Origin of the sequence: Streptomyces sp. NPDC006655, assembly GCF_040703965.1 — a bacterium.
Classification (GTDB): domain Bacteria; phylum Actinomycetota; class Actinomycetes; order Streptomycetales; family Streptomycetaceae; genus Streptomyces.
Window position 1 is genome coordinate 34,210 of record NZ_JBEYJU010000066.1, and the last position, 15,731, is coordinate 49,940.

17 protein-coding genes are annotated in these 15,731 nt (G+C 74.3%); 12 read left to right on the forward strand and 5 right to left on the reverse strand.

The window, feature by feature from the left end:
* Positions 1-19: 19 nt before the first annotated feature.
* Together AB0958_RS30780 and AB0958_RS30785 are read left to right on the forward strand one after the other, a co-directional pair.
* Positions 20-1,429, forward strand: a complete 1,410-nt coding sequence (locus tag AB0958_RS30780; RefSeq protein ID WP_366893743.1) for an NAD(P)/FAD-dependent oxidoreductase — start codon at positions 20-22, stop codon at positions 1,427-1,429.
* Positions 1,426-1,938, forward strand: a complete 513-nt coding sequence (locus tag AB0958_RS30785) for an O-acetyl-ADP-ribose deacetylase (RefSeq protein ID WP_366893744.1) — start codon at positions 1,426-1,428, stop codon at positions 1,936-1,938. The genes AB0958_RS30780 and AB0958_RS30785 overlap by 4 nt, the downstream gene beginning before the upstream one ends.
* A gap of 39 nt (positions 1,939-1,977) precedes the next feature.
* On the opposite strand, the gene AB0958_RS30790 is transcribed toward AB0958_RS30785, so the two are convergent.
* From AB0958_RS30790 to AB0958_RS30800, 3 genes are all read right to left on the reverse strand, one after another.
* Entirely contained in the window at positions 1,978-2,262 is a 285-nt protein-coding gene (locus tag AB0958_RS30790) for an SHOCT domain-containing protein (RefSeq protein ID WP_366893756.1), read from the reverse strand.
* Between the two features lie 15 nt (positions 2,263-2,277).
* A complete protein-coding gene (locus AB0958_RS30795; protein ID WP_366893745.1) occupies positions 2,278-2,706 on the reverse strand; it encodes a DUF6325 family protein in 429 nt (142 codons plus the stop codon).
* A 140-nt stretch (positions 2,707-2,846) separates the two neighbouring features.
* Positions 2,847-3,533, reverse strand: a complete 687-nt coding sequence (locus AB0958_RS30800) for a GAP family protein (RefSeq protein WP_366893757.1) — start codon at positions 3,531-3,533, stop codon at positions 2,847-2,849.
* A 136-nt stretch (positions 3,534-3,669) separates the two neighbouring features.
* Here AB0958_RS30800 and AB0958_RS30805 point away from each other — a divergent pair, with 136 nt between their 5' ends.
* The 5 genes from AB0958_RS30805 to AB0958_RS30825 all read left to right on the forward strand — a co-directional run bounded on the left by AB0958_RS30805 (position 3,670) and on the right by AB0958_RS30825 (position 8,807).
* On the forward strand, positions 3,670-4,635 hold the full coding sequence (locus tag AB0958_RS30805; protein ID WP_366893746.1) for a YhjD/YihY/BrkB family envelope integrity protein: 966 nt from the start codon (positions 3,670-3,672) through the stop codon (positions 4,633-4,635).
* Positions 4,636-4,740: 105 nt separating this feature from the next.
* The gene (locus tag AB0958_RS30810) at positions 4,741-7,401 is read left to right on the forward strand and encodes a LuxR C-terminal-related transcriptional regulator (RefSeq protein WP_366893747.1); all 2,661 of its coding nucleotides are present in this window, start codon (positions 4,741-4,743) and stop codon (positions 7,399-7,401) included.
* 124 nt (positions 7,402-7,525) lie between these two features.
* Positions 7,526-7,723: a hypothetical protein gene (locus AB0958_RS30815; RefSeq protein ID WP_366893748.1), complete on the forward strand. Its 198-nt coding sequence runs from the start codon at positions 7,526-7,528 to the stop codon at positions 7,721-7,723.
* Between the two features lie 123 nt (positions 7,724-7,846).
* Entirely contained in the window at positions 7,847-8,320 is a 474-nt protein-coding gene (locus AB0958_RS30820) for an SHOCT domain-containing protein (protein ID WP_366893749.1), read from the forward strand.
* Between the two features lie 58 nt (positions 8,321-8,378).
* A complete protein-coding gene (locus AB0958_RS30825) occupies positions 8,379-8,807 on the forward strand; it encodes a hypothetical protein (RefSeq protein WP_366893750.1) in 429 nt (142 codons plus the stop codon).
* Here the strand turns inward: AB0958_RS30825 and AB0958_RS30830 are convergent.
* Complete coding sequence (locus AB0958_RS30830; protein ID WP_366893751.1) at positions 8,711-9,751, reverse strand: LysR substrate-binding domain-containing protein; 1,041 nt, start codon at positions 9,749-9,751, stop codon at positions 8,711-8,713. The genes AB0958_RS30825 and AB0958_RS30830 overlap by 97 nt on opposite strands.
* 156 nt (positions 9,752-9,907) lie before the next feature.
* Here AB0958_RS30830 and AB0958_RS30835 point away from each other — a divergent pair, with 156 nt between their 5' ends.
* The 4 genes from AB0958_RS30835 to AB0958_RS30850 all read left to right on the forward strand — a co-directional run bounded on the left by AB0958_RS30835 (position 9,908) and on the right by AB0958_RS30850 (position 13,820).
* Positions 9,908-10,795 carry an SDR family oxidoreductase gene (locus AB0958_RS30835; RefSeq protein ID WP_366893752.1) on the forward strand — a complete coding sequence of 296 codons (888 nt, stop codon included), beginning with the start codon at positions 9,908-9,910 and terminating at the stop codon, positions 10,793-10,795.
* A gap of 169 nt (positions 10,796-10,964) precedes the next feature.
* Complete coding sequence (locus AB0958_RS30840; protein WP_366893758.1) at positions 10,965-12,431, forward strand: AlkA N-terminal domain-containing protein; 1,467 nt, start codon at positions 10,965-10,967, stop codon at positions 12,429-12,431.
* A gap of 10 nt (positions 12,432-12,441) precedes the next feature.
* Positions 12,442-12,924, forward strand: a complete 483-nt coding sequence (locus AB0958_RS30845) for a methylated-DNA--[protein]-cysteine S-methyltransferase (protein WP_366893753.1) — start codon at positions 12,442-12,444, stop codon at positions 12,922-12,924.
* Positions 12,925-13,112: 188 nt separating this feature from the next.
* A complete protein-coding gene (locus tag AB0958_RS30850; protein ID WP_366893754.1) occupies positions 13,113-13,820 on the forward strand; it encodes a VOC family protein in 708 nt (235 codons plus the stop codon).
* A gap of 31 nt (positions 13,821-13,851) precedes the next feature.
* On the opposite strand, the gene AB0958_RS30855 is transcribed toward AB0958_RS30850, so the two are convergent.
* Positions 13,852-14,346, reverse strand: coding sequence for an NUDIX hydrolase (locus tag AB0958_RS30855; RefSeq protein WP_366893755.1), 495 nt, complete (start codon positions 14,344-14,346; stop codon positions 13,852-13,854).
* Positions 14,347-14,506: 160 nt separating this feature from the next.
* Between AB0958_RS30855 and AB0958_RS30860 the strand changes: the two genes are divergently transcribed.
* Entirely contained in the window at positions 14,507-15,625 is a 1,119-nt protein-coding gene (locus AB0958_RS30860; protein ID WP_366893759.1) for a glycerate kinase, read from the forward strand.
* The last annotated feature ends 106 nt before the right edge of the window (positions 15,626-15,731 follow it).

Here is a 15,731-nt window from a genome sequence, read left to right on the forward strand (position 1 = left end):
GGGTCCGAAGGTGCCGTCGATGCTCGATGCGGTCGTGGTGGGGGCGGGGCCGAACGGCCTGACGGCCGCCGTGGAGCTGGCCCGGCGCGGTTTCTCCGTCGCCCTCTTCGAGGCGCGGGACACCGTCGGCGGCGGTGCCCGCACCGAGGAGCTCACCCTCCCCGGCTTCCGGCACGACCCGTGCTCCGCCGCGCACCCGCTCGGCATCAACTCACCCGCCTTCCGGGCCCTGCCCCTGGAGCGCTACGGCCTTCGGTGGCTGCACGCCGACCTGCCCATGGCCCACCCCTTCCCCGACGGCAGCGCCGCCGTACTGGCCCGCTCCGTCGCCGAGACCGCGGCCTCCTTCGGGCCACGCGACGCCGGCACGTACCGCAGGCTGGTCGAGCCGTTCCTGCCCAGGTGGGACACGCTGGCGCGGGACTTCATGTCGCTGCCGGCGACTGCGCTGCCCCGTGACCCGGTCACCCTCGCCCGCTTCGGCCTGGCCGGACTGCCACCGGCCACGCTGCTGCTGCGCCGCTTCCGCGAGGAGCGGGCCAGGACGCTGTTCGCCGGGCTCGTCGCCCATGTCATGGCCCCGCTCAGCGGCTTCGCGACCGGCGCCGTCGGCCTGGTCTTCGCGCTCGCCGCGCACGCCCGTGGCTGGCCGGTCGCCCAGGGCGGCTCCCAGGCCGTCTCCGACGCGCTCGCCGCCTATCTGAAGGACCTCGGCGGCGCGATCCACACCGATTACGAGGTCAAGCGACTGGACGACCTGCCGCCCGCGCGCTCGTACGTCTTCGACACCTCGCCGACCGCCCTCGCCCGCATCGCCGGCTTCGGCACCTACTACCAGGGCTACCGCTACGGCCCCGGCGTCTTCAAGGTCGACTACGCCCTGGACGGACCGGTCCCCTGGACCGCCCCGGAAGCCCGCCGCGCCGGGACCGTGCAGATCGGCGCGGACAGCGCGGAGATCGGCGCCGCCCTGCGCGCCGCCTCCCGCGAGGGCCGCGCCCCCGGCCGGCCGTTCATGATCACCGTCCAGCCCGGCGTGGCGGACCCGAGCCGGGCCCCCGAGGGCAAGCAGGTGTTCTGGGCGTACGCCCACGTGCCGAACGGCTGGACCGGCGACCTCACCGAGGTGATGGAGCGTCAACTGGAGAGGTTCGCCCCGGGGTTCCGCGACCGGGTGCTGGCCCGCGCCACCGCGGGCCCCGCCGAACTCGCCGCCCGCAACGCCAACTACGTCGGCGGCGACATCGGCACCGGAGCGGTCACCGGCCTCCAGGCCCTGCTGCGTCCCAAGCTCTCCCTGTTCCCGTACACCACCCCGCACCCGGCCGTCTTCATCTGCTCGTCGGCGACCCCGCCCGGCCCGGGGGTGCACGGCATGTCGGGGCACAACGCGGCGAAGGCCGTATGGAGGAGGCTGAGGCAGCCATGACCCGCATCACCCTCGTCCGGGGCGACATCACCCGGCAGAGCGTCGACGCCGTCGTCAACGCGGCCAACTCCTCGCTGCTCGGCGGCGGAGGCGTCGACGGCGCCATCCACCGGCGCGGCGGCCCCGCGATCCTGGCGGAGTGCCGCAAGCTCCGCGCCGGACACCTGGGCAAGGGGCTGCCCACCGGCCAGGCGGTCGCCACCACCGCGGGCGAACTCGACGCGCGCTGGGTCATCCACACGGTCGGACCGGTCCACGCCGCGACCGAGGACCGCTCCGCACTGCTGGCCTCCTGCTACCGCGAGTCCCTGCGGCGCGCCGACGAACTCGGCGCCCGCACGGTCGCCTTCCCGGCCATCTCCACCGGCGTCTACGGCTGGCCGATGGACGACGGCGCCCGGATCGCCGTGACGACCGTCCGGGAGGCGGACACCGCCGTCGAGGAGGTGCGGTTCGTCCTCTTCGACGAGCGCGCCTACGACGCGTTCGCCGCCCAGCTGGTGCTGTGACCGGAAAGATTCACCGGCTCACCTGAGGACGCCCGCGGGTCAGCCCAGGAGGCGGCGCTTCTGCTCCGCGAACTCCTCCTCGGTGAGGACGCCCTGCGCCTTCAGGTCGCCGAGCTGCTTGAGCTGCTCGATCCGAGCGGACATGTCGTCGGCGGCGGGCGGTGCCGCGGGCGGCGTCGGCGGCGGCTGGGCGGCGGGCGGTTGCTGTTCGTAGTCCTGTTCGGCCCAGCGGCCCGCCTGGCGCCGGGAGACGCGGTTCGACACCGCGGTGGCGGTGCCGGCGACGACGGCGGTGCGCGCGATTCCCCGCAGCAGTCCGGGCATGTCGGTCATCTCCGTTCAGTCGACGGCGTCGAGCGACGCCAGCAGGGCCTGCACCGGGATCCGGCCGTTCGCGACCAGCTGGGCGCCGCTGCGCCGCAGCGCGGCGGCCAGCGGCGCGGCCCACAGGTTCTCGTAGACGAGGACCGCGGCGGAGTTGCCGGGCTCCAGCGCGTTCCCCGCCTCGGCGAGGTCGCCCTCGTCCAGCAGGCCGGAGGAGGCCCCCTCGAAGACCGTCAGGTCGACCGTGTCGTCGCCGAGGTCCCGTATCTCGAGCGCGGTCACCGAACCGTCGGCGTCCTTGCGCAGGAAGGCCAGGTCGAGGATCCGCACGATGCGGCGGTCGGCGAGATCGACCAGCAGGGGAAAGGCCTCGCCGGTCATCCTGTTGCCCGGGAACTCGATCACCAGGTAGTCGACGGGGCCCATCTCTTCGACGCTGTCCATGGGTCACTCCTCCTGGACGGGGCGGAACGGGACGGGAGCGCGGGGGCGGTCGCCGGCCGGTGCCTCCATTCCAGCACCCGCGCCGGGGCACCGCATGTGCGGCGCAGGCCGGGGCGGCCCCGCACCGGCGGCCCCCGGGATCAACTCGTCAGCTGGTAGAGGCTCCTGCCGACCAGCCAGCAGCCCAGCAGCAGGCACAGCGTCACCAGCGCCTGCTCCTGGTACCGGGTCAGCCAGGCGCGCAGCCGCAGCAGCCGGCCACGGGCCGCCGTCGGGGCGAAGACCACGTACAGCTCCAGGGTCAGCAGGCTCGAGGTGGCCAGCAGGCAGAAGCCGAACAGGGCGAGCCAGGTCGCGACGTGCGAGGTGTCCGCCTCCACGACCGTCGTGGCCCCGGCCGCGACCAGCCCCCACGGCTGCAGCAGGACGGCGAGACCGGCCGCGCTCCACACCGTGCTGCGGTCCATCTCCGAGGTCAGGGACACCGACGACGCCGGTTCCGGCGCGGGCTGCCCCGCCCCGGGGTTCCGGACCCGGCGACCGCCCAGACGCCGGCGCCGGTGTGCGCCGTACCCGAGGAGCGACACCCCGATGAGCAGCTTGGCCGCGAGGGCGGCGGTGGACGGCGGGGACTTCGGCGGTGGCGGCTGCCCGCCCGTCAGCAGCAGGACGATCGTGATCACGAGGGCCAGGCACGCCAGCCAGCTCAGGATGAAGACCAGGCCTTTCCACACGCCCCTGGCGGAGGCCACCACCAGGACGAAGGCCGTCAGCGGCAGCGGTTCGAGCGTGATGGCAAGCGCGATGAGCAGCAGGTCGAGGACCACGACGACCCCCAGCTTCTCGGACACCACGAGCGTAGGCGCGCGACGCCGGGACGACACCCGGGCCCGACCCGGCGTGGATCCCGGGGTGCCGCCCGGGCGCCCGCCCCGCACCCTGGACGCAGGAAGGAGCGATGCCATGCGGACCAGGGGGCGAGTGCCGCGCAACGGCTCTCGGCCCGGGCCGTCGCGGTGGCGTGAGCGGACCGCGCGGCTGGTGGCGCGGGCGAAGGCGCTGCACCGGTGGGCGGAGATCCGGTTCCCCGTCGTGATCCATCTCGCGGACCGGATGGTGTCCGTGAACATCTTCGACACCGCAACGCGGGTGGCCGCCCAGTGCTTCCTGACCGCCGTCCCGCTGCTCTTCGTGTTCGTCGCCTACGCCCCGCCCGCGGTCGAGCAGGAGCTGATCCGTTCGGTGCGCTCGGTGTTCGGCCTGACCGGACCGGTCGACCCCCAGCTCCAGCACCTCGTGCAGCCGCAGAGCGAAGGCCTGCGGCAGACCACCGGCGCCGTCGGCGTGCTGATGGTGCTGATCTCCGCCACCTCGCTCAGCCGGGCCGTGCAACGGCTGTGCCAGCGTGCCTGGGGCATCCCCCGCGGCACCCTCCGGATCGCACCGTGGCGCTGGCTCGCCTGGCTCGCCCTGTGGATCGTCGCGCTGGTCCTCCAGGGCGTGCTGCGGGACGGTTTCGGCGTGGGGGGCTGGCTGGGCGTCCCGGTCACCTTCGCCGCCCAGGCGTGCCTGTGGTGGTGGACGCAGCACCTGCTGCTCGGCGGTCACGTCAGCTGGAAGCCGCTGCTCCCCGGGGCCGCGATCACAGCGCTCTCCTTCACCGCTCTGTCGGTGACCGCGCGGTTCTACATGCCGCGCGCCCTCGACCGCGCCCTCGGCGAGTACGGCTCGCTGGGAGCGGTCTTCGTGGCCCTGTCCTGGCTGATCGTGGTCTGCCTGGCCGCCACCCTCAGCGTCACCGTCGGCGCGGTCCTGGCCCAGGAGCCGTTCCTCGCCGGCCGGCTCGACAGCCCGCCGCCCGGCCGCCCTCGGGACGCCGGGACGCCCGCGGACCGGACGCCCGGCCCACCCGGTCCCCGCTCCGGATAGCCGTGCCGTCCGGCCGGGGAGACCCGCGTGTCCTGCGCCGGGGCGCGAACCCTGTGATCCTGATGGAGTAGAGCGCCGGCCACGGCCGGCCGGACACAGGTGGTGATGTCTGTGGCCGCGAACGACGACAGCGCACTGGGGCGGGCCGCCGGGTACACCGGCCCGTCGGGGGAGCCGTTCCTGCGTACCCGGTTCGCCGCACCGGCCAGGCCCGCCACCTTCGTCCGCAGGCCCAGGCTGACCGCGCACCTCGACCAGGCCCTCCACACGCCGCTGACCATGGTCAACGGCGCGGCCGGCGCGGGAAAGACCCTCCTCGTCGCCGACTGGGTCGCCGGGCTCGGACAACCGGTCGCCTGGCTCACCCACGAGGCGGGCGACCAGCGGCCCGGCACGTTCTGGACCAATGTCCTGCACGCCCTGCGCTCCGCGGGCACCGCGCTCCCCGCCGGCATCGGCGGCCCGGGGACCATCGGCATGGTCGGCCACCGGCTGCTCGGCCGGCTCGCCGAAGAGCTGAACGGGAGCGGCCGGCCGGCGATCCTGGTCCTCGACGAGTTCGACCGGCTGTCCGCCCCGGAGCCCGCCGAGCAACTGGAGTTCGTCCTGCACCACGCCGGACAGGGCCTGCGGCTGATCCTGGTCACCCGGACCGAACCCCTGCTGCCCCTGCACCGCTACCGGGCCGCCGCGGCCATCACCGAGATCAGGAACGACGAACTGGCCTTCACCCCCGAGGAGGCCGCCGACCTGCTGGCCCGGCACGACCTGCCGCTGCCCGCCCAGGCCGCGCGCGCCCTGGTGGAGCGCACCCGCGGCTGGGCGGCCGGAGTGCAGCTGAGCGCCCTCGCCGCCCGGCAGAGCGGGGACCCGGAGACGTACCTCAAGGAGTTCGAGGCCGGTCACAGTGTCATCGCCGACTTCCTGCTGGCCGAGGTGCTCAACCGGCAGTCGCCCCAGACGCAGGACCTGCTGTTGTGCGTCAGCGTCCTCGACCGGTTCTGTCCCGAACTGGCCGAGGCCCTCACGGGCCGCCCCGGCGCCGGACCGCGGCTGGCCGCTCTGTGCCGCCAGAACGCCTTCGTCGAGCACCTCGGGCACTCCTGGTTCCGGCTGCACCCGCTGTTCGCGGAGATCCTCCGGGTCCACCTGCGGGCGCGCCGCCCGGAGCGGGAACCCGAACTGCATCGGCGCGCCGCGTGCTGGCTGCGGGCCCACGGCGCCGTACCCGAGGCACTGGCCCACGGCGCGGCGGCGGCCGACTGGGAGTTCACCGCCGGCGCCGTCGTCGACGACCTGGCGATCGGCCGGCTGCTCACCGGGCCGCGCGCCGACGACCTCACCGAACTGTTCTCCCGGATGGACACGGAGGCCACCGGCGCGGCGGTGGACCTGGTGCGGGCGGCCCGCGACCTGTCCGGGTGCGACCTCGACCGCGGCCTCGTCCACCTCGGCCACGCGGCGCAGGACCCGGCGCCGGGGGAGCCCGCCGCCGCGAGCCGGCTGAGCCGGGTGCTCCTGGAGTCCCTGGCGGCTCGGCTGACCGGTGCCCCCGGCCAGGCCGAGCAGGCGATGGCCACTGCCGAGCGACTCCGCCACGAGGTGCCCGCCGACCAGCTGGCACGCCACCCCGAGCTCGGCGCGCTGCTCCTCACCCACCTGGGTTCGGCCCGCGTGTGGGCCGGGCGCTTCGACGAGGCCCGCGCCGCCCTCACCGAGGTGGCCGCCCTCGCCGACGCCGCGACGGAACTGCCGCGTGAGGACTGCCTCGGGCACCTGGCGCTGCTCGACTACTTCGACGGCCGGCTCGACCGGGCGGAGAGCCGGGCCCTGGCCGCCACGGCCGTGACCCGGCACTGCGGAGGCCATCCGTTCCCGGGCGCCGGGCTCGGGCAGCTGGTGCTGGCCACCGTCGCCGTCGACCGCGACGAGCTGGACCAGGCCCGGACCCTGCTGGCCGAGGCCGCCGAGTCCGGCCCCGGCCCCGCGGCGCCCGACCCGGTGACCGAGGGGTGCCGGGCCCTGGCGACCGCACGGCTGCTGGCGGCGCTCGGCGACCCGGAGGCCGCCGCGGACGCGGCCGCCCCGGCCGTACGGGCCACCGTCACCTCGCCCTGGGTCCGGGCCGACGCGGCCCTGGCCTCGTCGGCGGCCCATCTCGCCGAGGGCCGCCCGGAGGCGGCCGCCGGGGTGCTCGACGGGGTCCGGGGCCCCGACGGGTCCGTGTGCGCGGCGGAGCTGGCCTGGGCGCGCCTGGTCACCGGGCACCGCGACGAAGCGGTCGAGGCGGCGGGCCCGCTGTGCGCGGACGAGGGGGGAGGTCCCGGGGTCACCGTGCGGGCCACCCTGGTCCACGCGCTGGCCGCGGTCGAGACGGGGGACGCCGACACCGCCCGGAGACTGCTCGCCAAGGCGCTCCTGGAGGCCCGCGGGAACCGGCTGCGCCGCCCGTTCCTGGACGCCGGACCGCGCATCCGGCGCCTGCTGGACACCCCGCAGCTGCACGGCCTGGCCGCGGGCTGGCTGTACGGCGACGGCGCCGGTGCCGTCCCCGAGGCGTCGCCGCTGCTCGTGGAGGAGCTGAGCGGACGTGAGCGCGAGGTGCTGAGCAGGCTGGCGCAGCTGATGTCCACCCAGGAGATCGCCGCCGACCTGTACGTCTCCGTGAACACCGTGAAGACGCACCTCAAGAGCGTCTACCGGAAACTCGGGGTGGGCCGGCGCGGCGACGCGGTGCGCCGGGCCCGCGAGCGCGGCCTGCTGTGACCGCCCGCCCGCGGCGGTCACCGCAGACCGGACCCGGATCACCTCCGTCGGGTGAGGCCGACGGTGCCCGGCGCGGCGCAGGATCGGTGCACAGACCGCAGCACACCGCGGCGGGAGACGGCTCATGCACTACGAGATCCGCGTCGAAGGGGCCATGTCCGAGACGCTGACGCAGGCCTTCCCGGAAATGGAACACGTGACGATGTCCGGCCAGACGGTCCTGTTCGGTCCCGTCATCGACGAGGCACAGCTGTACGGCCTGCTGAACCGCTGTCAGTCACTCGGACTGCGGGTCGTGGAGATGCGGCGCCGTCCGGAGTGACCAGGCGTACCGCACAGCAGCGCACGATCACCCGCACCGGGTGAGGACCCCGGGAGCCCGTCGTGCGCACCCTGAAACCGCAGAGCGCGGCCGACCGGCCGGCGCCGTGGACGGAGGACACAAATGAGCGCGCAGACCTACCTCGCGTACGACTATCCGCTGCTGAGCGCCTTCTGGACCATGCTGTGGCTGTTCCTGTGGATCATGTGGCTCGTCCTGCTGTTCCGGGTCATCGTGGACATCTTCCGCGACGACTCGATGGGCGGCTGGGCCAAGGCCGGCTGGCTGGCCCTCTGCATCGTGGTCCCCTTCCTGGGCGTTCTCGTCTATGTGATCGCCCGCGGCAAGGGCATGGGGCAGCGCGAGATCTCCCAGGCCCGGGACCAGCAGAAGGCCTTCGAGTCCTACATCCGGCAGACCGCCCAGGGCGGCACCGGCCAGACCAGCAGCGTCGACGAACTGGCCAGGCTCTCCGAGATGAAGTCCCGTGGCGACATCTCGGACGAGGAGTTCCGCCGGGCCAAGGCACTGGTCCTGAGCGACGCCGCCCCGACCACCCCACGCACCGGCGCCGTGCCCACCACCCACGGGCGCTGACCGCACCACCAGCACCAGCAGCACCACGAGATCTGCGAGAACGAATCGAGGCAGGCGCATGACAGCGACACACCCCGCGCACCACCCGCACACCGCCAAGATGCAGTGGGCCGGCGGACTGACGACCTTCTCCGCCGTCATGCTGATGATCGCCGGTCTGCTCGCGGTGTTCCGCGGCATCATGGCGATCGCCAAGGACGACGTGTTCGTCACGACGCCCAACTACGTCTTCAAGTTCGACCTCACGAGCTGGGGCTGGATCCACCTGGTCCTCGGCGTGATCGCCGTGGTCGTCGGTGTCGGCCTCCTGCAGCCCGCCGCGTGGGCCCGCGGCGCCGGCGTGGCCATCGCCGCGCTGGTGATCATCGCCAACTTCCTGTCCCTGCCGTACTACCCGGTCTGGTCCGTGGTGATGATCGCGCTGTCCGGTTTCATCATCTGGGCGCTGTGCGTGGTCCGCGGCGACGAGTCCGCGGACACGACCTGACGCGTCCGGGCCCACCCGGAACTCCTCCCGACGGCGGCGCCGCCCCGCACCGATTCTCCGGTCCGGGCGGCGCCGTCCGGGACCAGGTGGGCCTCGGCCGCGCGGCGGAACGCCGGGAACAGCGGGTGACGGTCGCCGGCCCGGGTGGCGAGGACCACCTGGAGAGGCGTGGCGTCCGCCACCGGGACGACGGCGATGTCCGGCCGCAGGTTCCCGCCGAACCCGGCCGGTGCCAGCGTCACCACCTCACCGCTCGCGACCAGCTCGAGCTTGTCCTCCAGCGAGTCCACCTCGGGGCCCAGCCGGGTGTGGCCCGGAGGGTTCGCCCCGATCCGGTCGGCGCCGGTGAAACGCGGGAGCTGCTCCTCGGAGAAGTCGGCCAGGGTGACCGACTCCTTGCCCGCCAGCCGGTGGTCGAGCGGCACCAGCAGGACGCGCGGCTCCTCGTAGAGGACCGTGACGTCCAGGTCGTCGGCGGTGAACAGGAACCGGGTCACCACCACGTCGACGCGACGGTCCAGCAGCGCTTCGCGCGGGTCGTTCCAGTCCAGGTGCAGGGCCCGGACATCCGCCCCGGGATGACGGTGGCGCAGCTCCCGGACGGCCGGGGTGACGATCATATGGGTGGTGAACCCGACGGTGAACGGGGCGTGGGCGGCCGCCGACCGCGCGCTCGCGGCGGCCCGGCCGGCCGTCCGCAGCAGCTCCCTCGCCTGCGGCAGGAAGACCTCCCCGGCCTCCGTGAGCCGGGTGCCGCGCGGACTGCGGTCCAGCAGCCGGGCACCCACCTGCTGTTCGAGCCGCCGGATCTGCCGGCTCAGCGAGGGCTGCGCCAGACGAAGCGCGTCGGCCGCGCGACCGAAGTGCAGTTCTTCGGCGACGACGGTGAAGTAACGCACCAGGCGCAGCTCCAGGTCCACCGCCGGTACGGGGGAATCGGGCACCCCGCGACTCTACCCGCGCGCCGGCGAAACGCCGGTGAGCTGCGGTGATAACCGGACAGGCAACACGGGGTGCGGAACAGGTCTTGGACCCGGCCCCGTCGTCGGGCGCACGCTGTGGTCATCCCACCAGAAGCACTCCCCGTGAGGTGATTTGTCATGCGTGTGTTCGTCACCGGCGCCACCGGTTTCGTCGGCAGCGCGGTGGTCCGCGAACTGCTCGGCGCCGGGCACCAGGTGCTCGGCCTGGCCCGTTCGGACGCGGCCGAGGCGGCCCTGAAGGAGGCGGGAGCGCAGGCGCACCGGGGCGACCTGAACGACGTCGACGGGCTGCGGGCCGCGGCCGCCGGAGCCGACGGGGTGGTCCACACCGGCTTCCACCACGACTTCTCCGACCTGCACGGCGCCCTGCGCATCGAGCTCGCGGCCCTGGCCGCTTTCGGCGACGCCCTCGCCGACTCCGGTCGCCCCCTCGTCGTCACGTCCGTGACCGGCCTGCTCGCCCCCGGCCGCGTCGGCACCGAGACCGACGGTCCCGACCCCGCCGGGCCGGGCGCGCACCGGGCCGAGTCGGAACGGGCCGCACTGGCCCTGGCCGACCGCGGGGTGCGGGTCAGCGCCCTCCGGCTGCCCTCGGTACACGGTGCGGGCGACCACGCGTTCGTGCCGGCCCTCATCGGCGTCGCCCGGGACAAGGGCGTCGCCGCCTACCCGGACGAAGGGGCCAACCGCTGGTCCGCCGTGCACCGCCTGGACGCCGCCGCCCTCTACCGCCGGGCCCTGGAGGCGGCCCCGGCGGGCGCCGTCCTGCACGCGGTCGCCGAAGGGGAGGTACGGTTCCGCGACATCGCCGAGGTGATCGGCCGCCGCCTCGACGTGCCGGCGGTCTCCCTGCCCCGGGCTCAGGCGACCGAACACTTCGGCTGGCTCGCCCACTTCTGCGTCAACGACAACCCGACGTCGAGCGCCATGACCCGGCAGCGGTACGACTGGCGCCCCGAGCAGCCCGGACTCCTCGCCGACCTGGACCAGGACCACTACTTCTGACCCGAGGCCCCTCCCGCGGGGGCCCTCCTGTGGGGCCCTTCTGCGGGGCCCTTCTGCGGGGCCCTTCCCCGAGGACCTTCCCGCGACCCGAGGTCAGCCCACCTTCGTGTCGGATTCCCGCCAGCACCGGCCACCTTCCGTGGCCGATGCTGGATCCATGCAGAAAGGGATGCACCTCGACCGAGAGCACTGCGTACGGGCCGTTCAGTCGAAGGACGCGCGGTTCGACGGCTGGTTCTTCACCGCCGTCCTCACCACGCGCATCTACTGCCGGCCCAGCTGCCCGGTGGTACCGCCCAAGCCCGCGAACATGACGTTCTACCCGAGCGCCGCCGCCTGCCAGCAGGCCGGCTTCCGCGCCTGCAAGCGCTGCCGTCCCGACACCAGCCCCGGCTCCCCGGAGTGGAACCAGCGCGCCGACCTGGTCGCCCGCGCCATGCGGCTGATCGCCGACGGGGTCGTGGACCGCGAGGGCGTGCCCGGCCTCGCCGCCCGCCTCGGCTACAGCCCCCGGCAGGTGGAACGCCAACTGCTCGCCGAACTCGGCGCCGGCCCGCTGGCCCTCGCCCGGGCCCAGCGCGCCCAGACCGCCCGCCTGCTGATCGAGACGACCGCCCTGCCGATGGCGGAGATCGCCTTCGCGTCCGGATTCTCCTCGATCCGCACCTTCAACGACACCGTCCGCGAGGTCTTCGCGCTCTCGCCGACCGAGCTGCGCGACCGCCGCCCGAGGACCGCGCAGCACGCCCCGGGCGCGCTCTCGCTGCGCCTCCCCTTCCGGGCGCCGCTCAACCCCGACAACCTGTTCGGACACCTCGCGGCCACCGCCGTCCCCGGCGTGGAGGAGTGGCGGGACGGCGCCTACCGGCGGACCCTGCGGCTGCCGTACGGCCACGGCATCGCCGCCCTCGCGCCGAAGCCCGACCACATCGCCTGCCGGCTCGCCCTGAGCGACCTGCGGGACCTGCCCGTCGCCATCAGCCGCTGCCGTCGGCTCCTGGACCTGGACGCCGACCCGGTCGCCGTGGACGACCAGCTCCGTTCGGATCCCGTCCTGGCGCCGCTGGTGGACAAGGCGCCGGGGCGGCGGGTGCCGCGCACGGTGGACGAAGCGGAGTTCGCGGTCCGGGCCGTGCTCGGCCAGCAGGTCTCCACGGCCGCCGCCCGTACCCACGCGGCCCGCCTGGTGGCGGCCCACGGCACCCCGGTCGACGACCCCGAGGGCGGCCTGACCCACCTGTTCCCGTCCCCCGAGGCGCTCGCGGACGTACCCCCCGAGTCCCTGGCGATGCCCCGCAGCCGTCGCACCACCTTCACCACCCTGGTGAGCCGACTGGCCGACGGCACCCTCCACCTGGGTGTGGAGAGCGACTGGGCGGAAGCCCGTGCCAGGCTCCTCTCCCTGCCCGGCTTCGGCCCCTGGACCGTCGACGTGGTCGCCATGCGCGCCCTCGGCGACCCGGACGCCTTCCTCCCCACCGACCTCGGAATCCGCCGCGCCGCCCAGGAACTGGGCCTGCCCGGCACCCCGGCCGCCCTCACCGCACGTGCGGCCGCCTGGCGCCCCTGGCGCGCCTACGCCGTCCAGTACCTGTGGGCGACCGACAGCCACCCGATCAACTTCCTTCCCGTGTGAGGACCTTGCCGTGAAGAACCACACCGTGACCGAGAGCCCCTACGGCCCGCTCACCCTGGTCGCCGAGGACGGCACCCTCTGCGGCCTGTACATGGAGGAGCAGCGCCACCGGCCGCCCGAGGAGTCCTTCGGCGACCGCGACGACGACCTGTTCGCCGAGGCCGAGGAACAGCTCGCCGCCTATTTCGCAGGCGAGTTGAAGGAGTTCACCGTCGAACTGCGGCTGAACGGCACACCGTTCCAGCGCCGCGTCTGGGACCAGCTGACCCGGATCCCGTACGGCGAGACCCGCACCTACGGCGAACTCGCCGACGCCCTCGGCAGCCCCCGGGCCTCCCGCGCGGTCGGCCTCGCCAACGGCCGCAACCCCGTCGGCATCATCGTCCCCTGCCACCGGGTGATCGGCGCCGACGGCAACCTCACCGGCTACGGCGGCGGCCTGCCCCGCAAGCAGCGCCTGCTGGACTTCGAACGGGGTGCGGGCCTGTTCTGACACGGGTTTCCTCCCACCGGTTCGCGGACGACGTCGTCGGCGCGGCCGTCGTGCGGCGTGAGCTCGGCGCTGACGGCGGAATACTCGGCTGCGGCCGGGGCCGGCCCGCTTCTAGGATCCTCGTCCAAGGCGCCGGCACGGCGCCCCGCCGACCGTTGGCAGGCAACGGACCGAGGATGCGTGGCGCAATGGGCAGCCGACTCTCCGCGATCTCCTTCGACGCGCACCACCCCGAGAACCTGGCGCGTTTCTGGTCCGGCGTCATGGGGCTGGAGGAGGCCGGCGATTCCTCCGACGGCGTCGCCCTGCTGTCCGGGAACGACGCCGGCTACCGCCTGCGCTTCCGTCCCTCCCGCAAGCGGAAGACCGCCCAGAACCGGCTGCACTTCGACCTGACCAGTTCCTCCCCGGAGAACCAGCGGGAGACCGTGGCCAGGGCGCTCGCCCTGGGCGCGCGCCACGCCGACGTCGGCCAGGGCCCGGACGCGTCCCATGTGGTCCTCGCCGACCCCGAGGGCAATGAGTTCTGCGTCATCGAGCCGGGCAACGCGTTCCTCGCCGGCTGCGGCTTCATCGGAGCGCTCGCCTGCGACGGTTCGCGGAGCGTGGGCTACTTCTGGAGCGAGGCGCTGGGCTGGCCGCTGGTCTGGGACCAGGACGAGGAGACCGCCATCCAGTCACCGAACGGCGGTACGAAGATCACGTGGGGTGGGCCGCCGCTCATGCCGGATCCCGGCAAGGACCTGCACCTCGACCTCGCACCGGACGACGACCAGCAGGCCGAGGTCGAGCGTTTGCTCTCCCTGGGGGCGAAGCGTCTCGACTCCGACCACGGCGGCGACGGCGCGGTGCTGCTGGCCGACCCCGACGGCAACGAGTTCCGCGTGCTGGGGTGAGCGGCAGCCGCCGGCTCGGCGAGGCCGGAATTCACTCGACCCGGTGACCGTTCTCCAGCTCCGCCGTCCCCGAGCCCTCCGTGCGGGTGTCCAGGGCGACCAGTACGCGCCGTCCGAGCGCGCCGGACAGGTGGTCGGTGATCTGCTCGCGGGGGACCAGCCGCCAGGACAGCAGTTCCTCCTCCTGGAGGACGATCGCCTGGAGGTCGGCTTCGGTGAGGACGCCGCCGTCGTACACGTACGCCACGACGGGCGGCCGGCCGGTGCCGTGCACCCAGTCCACCGCCAGCAGCCGGCCCATCGGCCGGTCCAGGCCGATCTCCTCCAGGGTCTCCCGGCGGGCGCCCTGGCGAGGGGTCTCGCCGTCGTCGGACTCCACGGTCCCGCCCGGCAGCGCCCAGCCCTCCCGGTAGTTGGGCTCGACGAGCAGGACCCGCCCCTCGGCGTCCAGGAAGAGCGCGGCGGCCCCGGCGAGGACGCGGGGGAGGCTCGCGATGTACGCGGCGTAGGTGTCGGTGGTGGTCACCCAGGCAGGGTAACCAGGCCGGGCCCGCGCCCGGACCGCCGTGGCGCCGCCCGGGCCGGGGAATGACGGGGACGGCGTCCTCCGGTTAAGGTCGCAGCGGCGCGACTGGCCTTGACGTGCGAGAGGCCCGGAATGCAAGGGGATACAGGTGACACAGCATGTGCTCATCGCCGCGGACAAGTTCAAGGGCTCGCTGACCGCCGTGCAGGTGGCCGAGCGGGTCGCGGCGGGGCTGCGGCGGATCGTGCCCGGCCTCGACGTGGCGGCGCTGCCCGTCGCCGACGGCGGGGACGGCACGGTGGCCGCCGCGGTCGCGGCCGGTTTCGAACGGCATGAGCGGCGGGTCGCCGGCCCGCTCGGGCAGGAGGTCACCGCCGCGTTCGCGCTGCGCGGCGACACCGCGGTGGTGGAGATGGCCGAGGCGAGCGGGCTGCAGCGGCTGCCCCGCGGGGTCTTCGCGCCGCTCACGGCCTCCACGTACGGCTCCGGAGAGCTGCTGCGGGCCGCGCTGGACGCGGGCGCCCGCACGATCGTCTTCGGCGTCGGAGGCAGTGCCACGACGGACGGCGGGGCCGGGATGCTGTCGGCGCTCGGCGCGCGTCTCCTCGACGCGGACGGCGAACCGGTGTCGCCGGGCGGCGGCGGACTCGCCGAACTGGCCCGCGCGGACCTGTCCGGGCTGGATCCGCGGCTGTCCTCGGTGGACCTGATCCTGGCCAGCGACGTCGACAACCCGCTGACCGGCCCGAAGGGCGCGCCCGCCGTCTACGGCCCGCAGAAGGGCGCCTTGCCCGACGACGTGGAACTCCTGGACGCGGCGCTGGCCCACTTCGTGAAGGTCCTGGAGACCGAGGCCGGCTCGCGCGCCGCCGGGTACGCGCTGTCGCCGGGCGCCGGCGCGGCCGGCGGCATCGGCTACGGCGCGCTGCTGCTCGGCGCCCGGTTCCGGGCCGGCATCGAGGTCATGCTCGACGTGCTGGGCTTCGCGCCGGCGCTGGAACGGGCATCGCTCGTCATCACCGGCGAGGGCTCGCTCGACGAGCAGACGCTGCACGGCAAGGCACCGGCCGGGGTGGCCGCGGCCGCCCGTGCCGCGGGCAAGGAGGTGGTGGCGGTCTGCGGCCGCCTCGCCCTGCCGCCCGAGGCGATCGGGCGGGCCGGGATCCGCCGCGCCTACCCGCTCACCGCACTCGAACCGGACCTGGTGAAGTGCATCGCCGACGCCGGACCGATCCTGGAGCGGGTGGCGGAACAGATCGCACGGGACTTCCTGAGCTGACGGCGCCCTAGGGGCCCTTCTGATGGATCTCCGCGGCGTCGCGACGCCCGGCACGCACGCTCGACGCACGGGGTGGCGGGCCAGGTGGCTCCGCCACATGACCCGC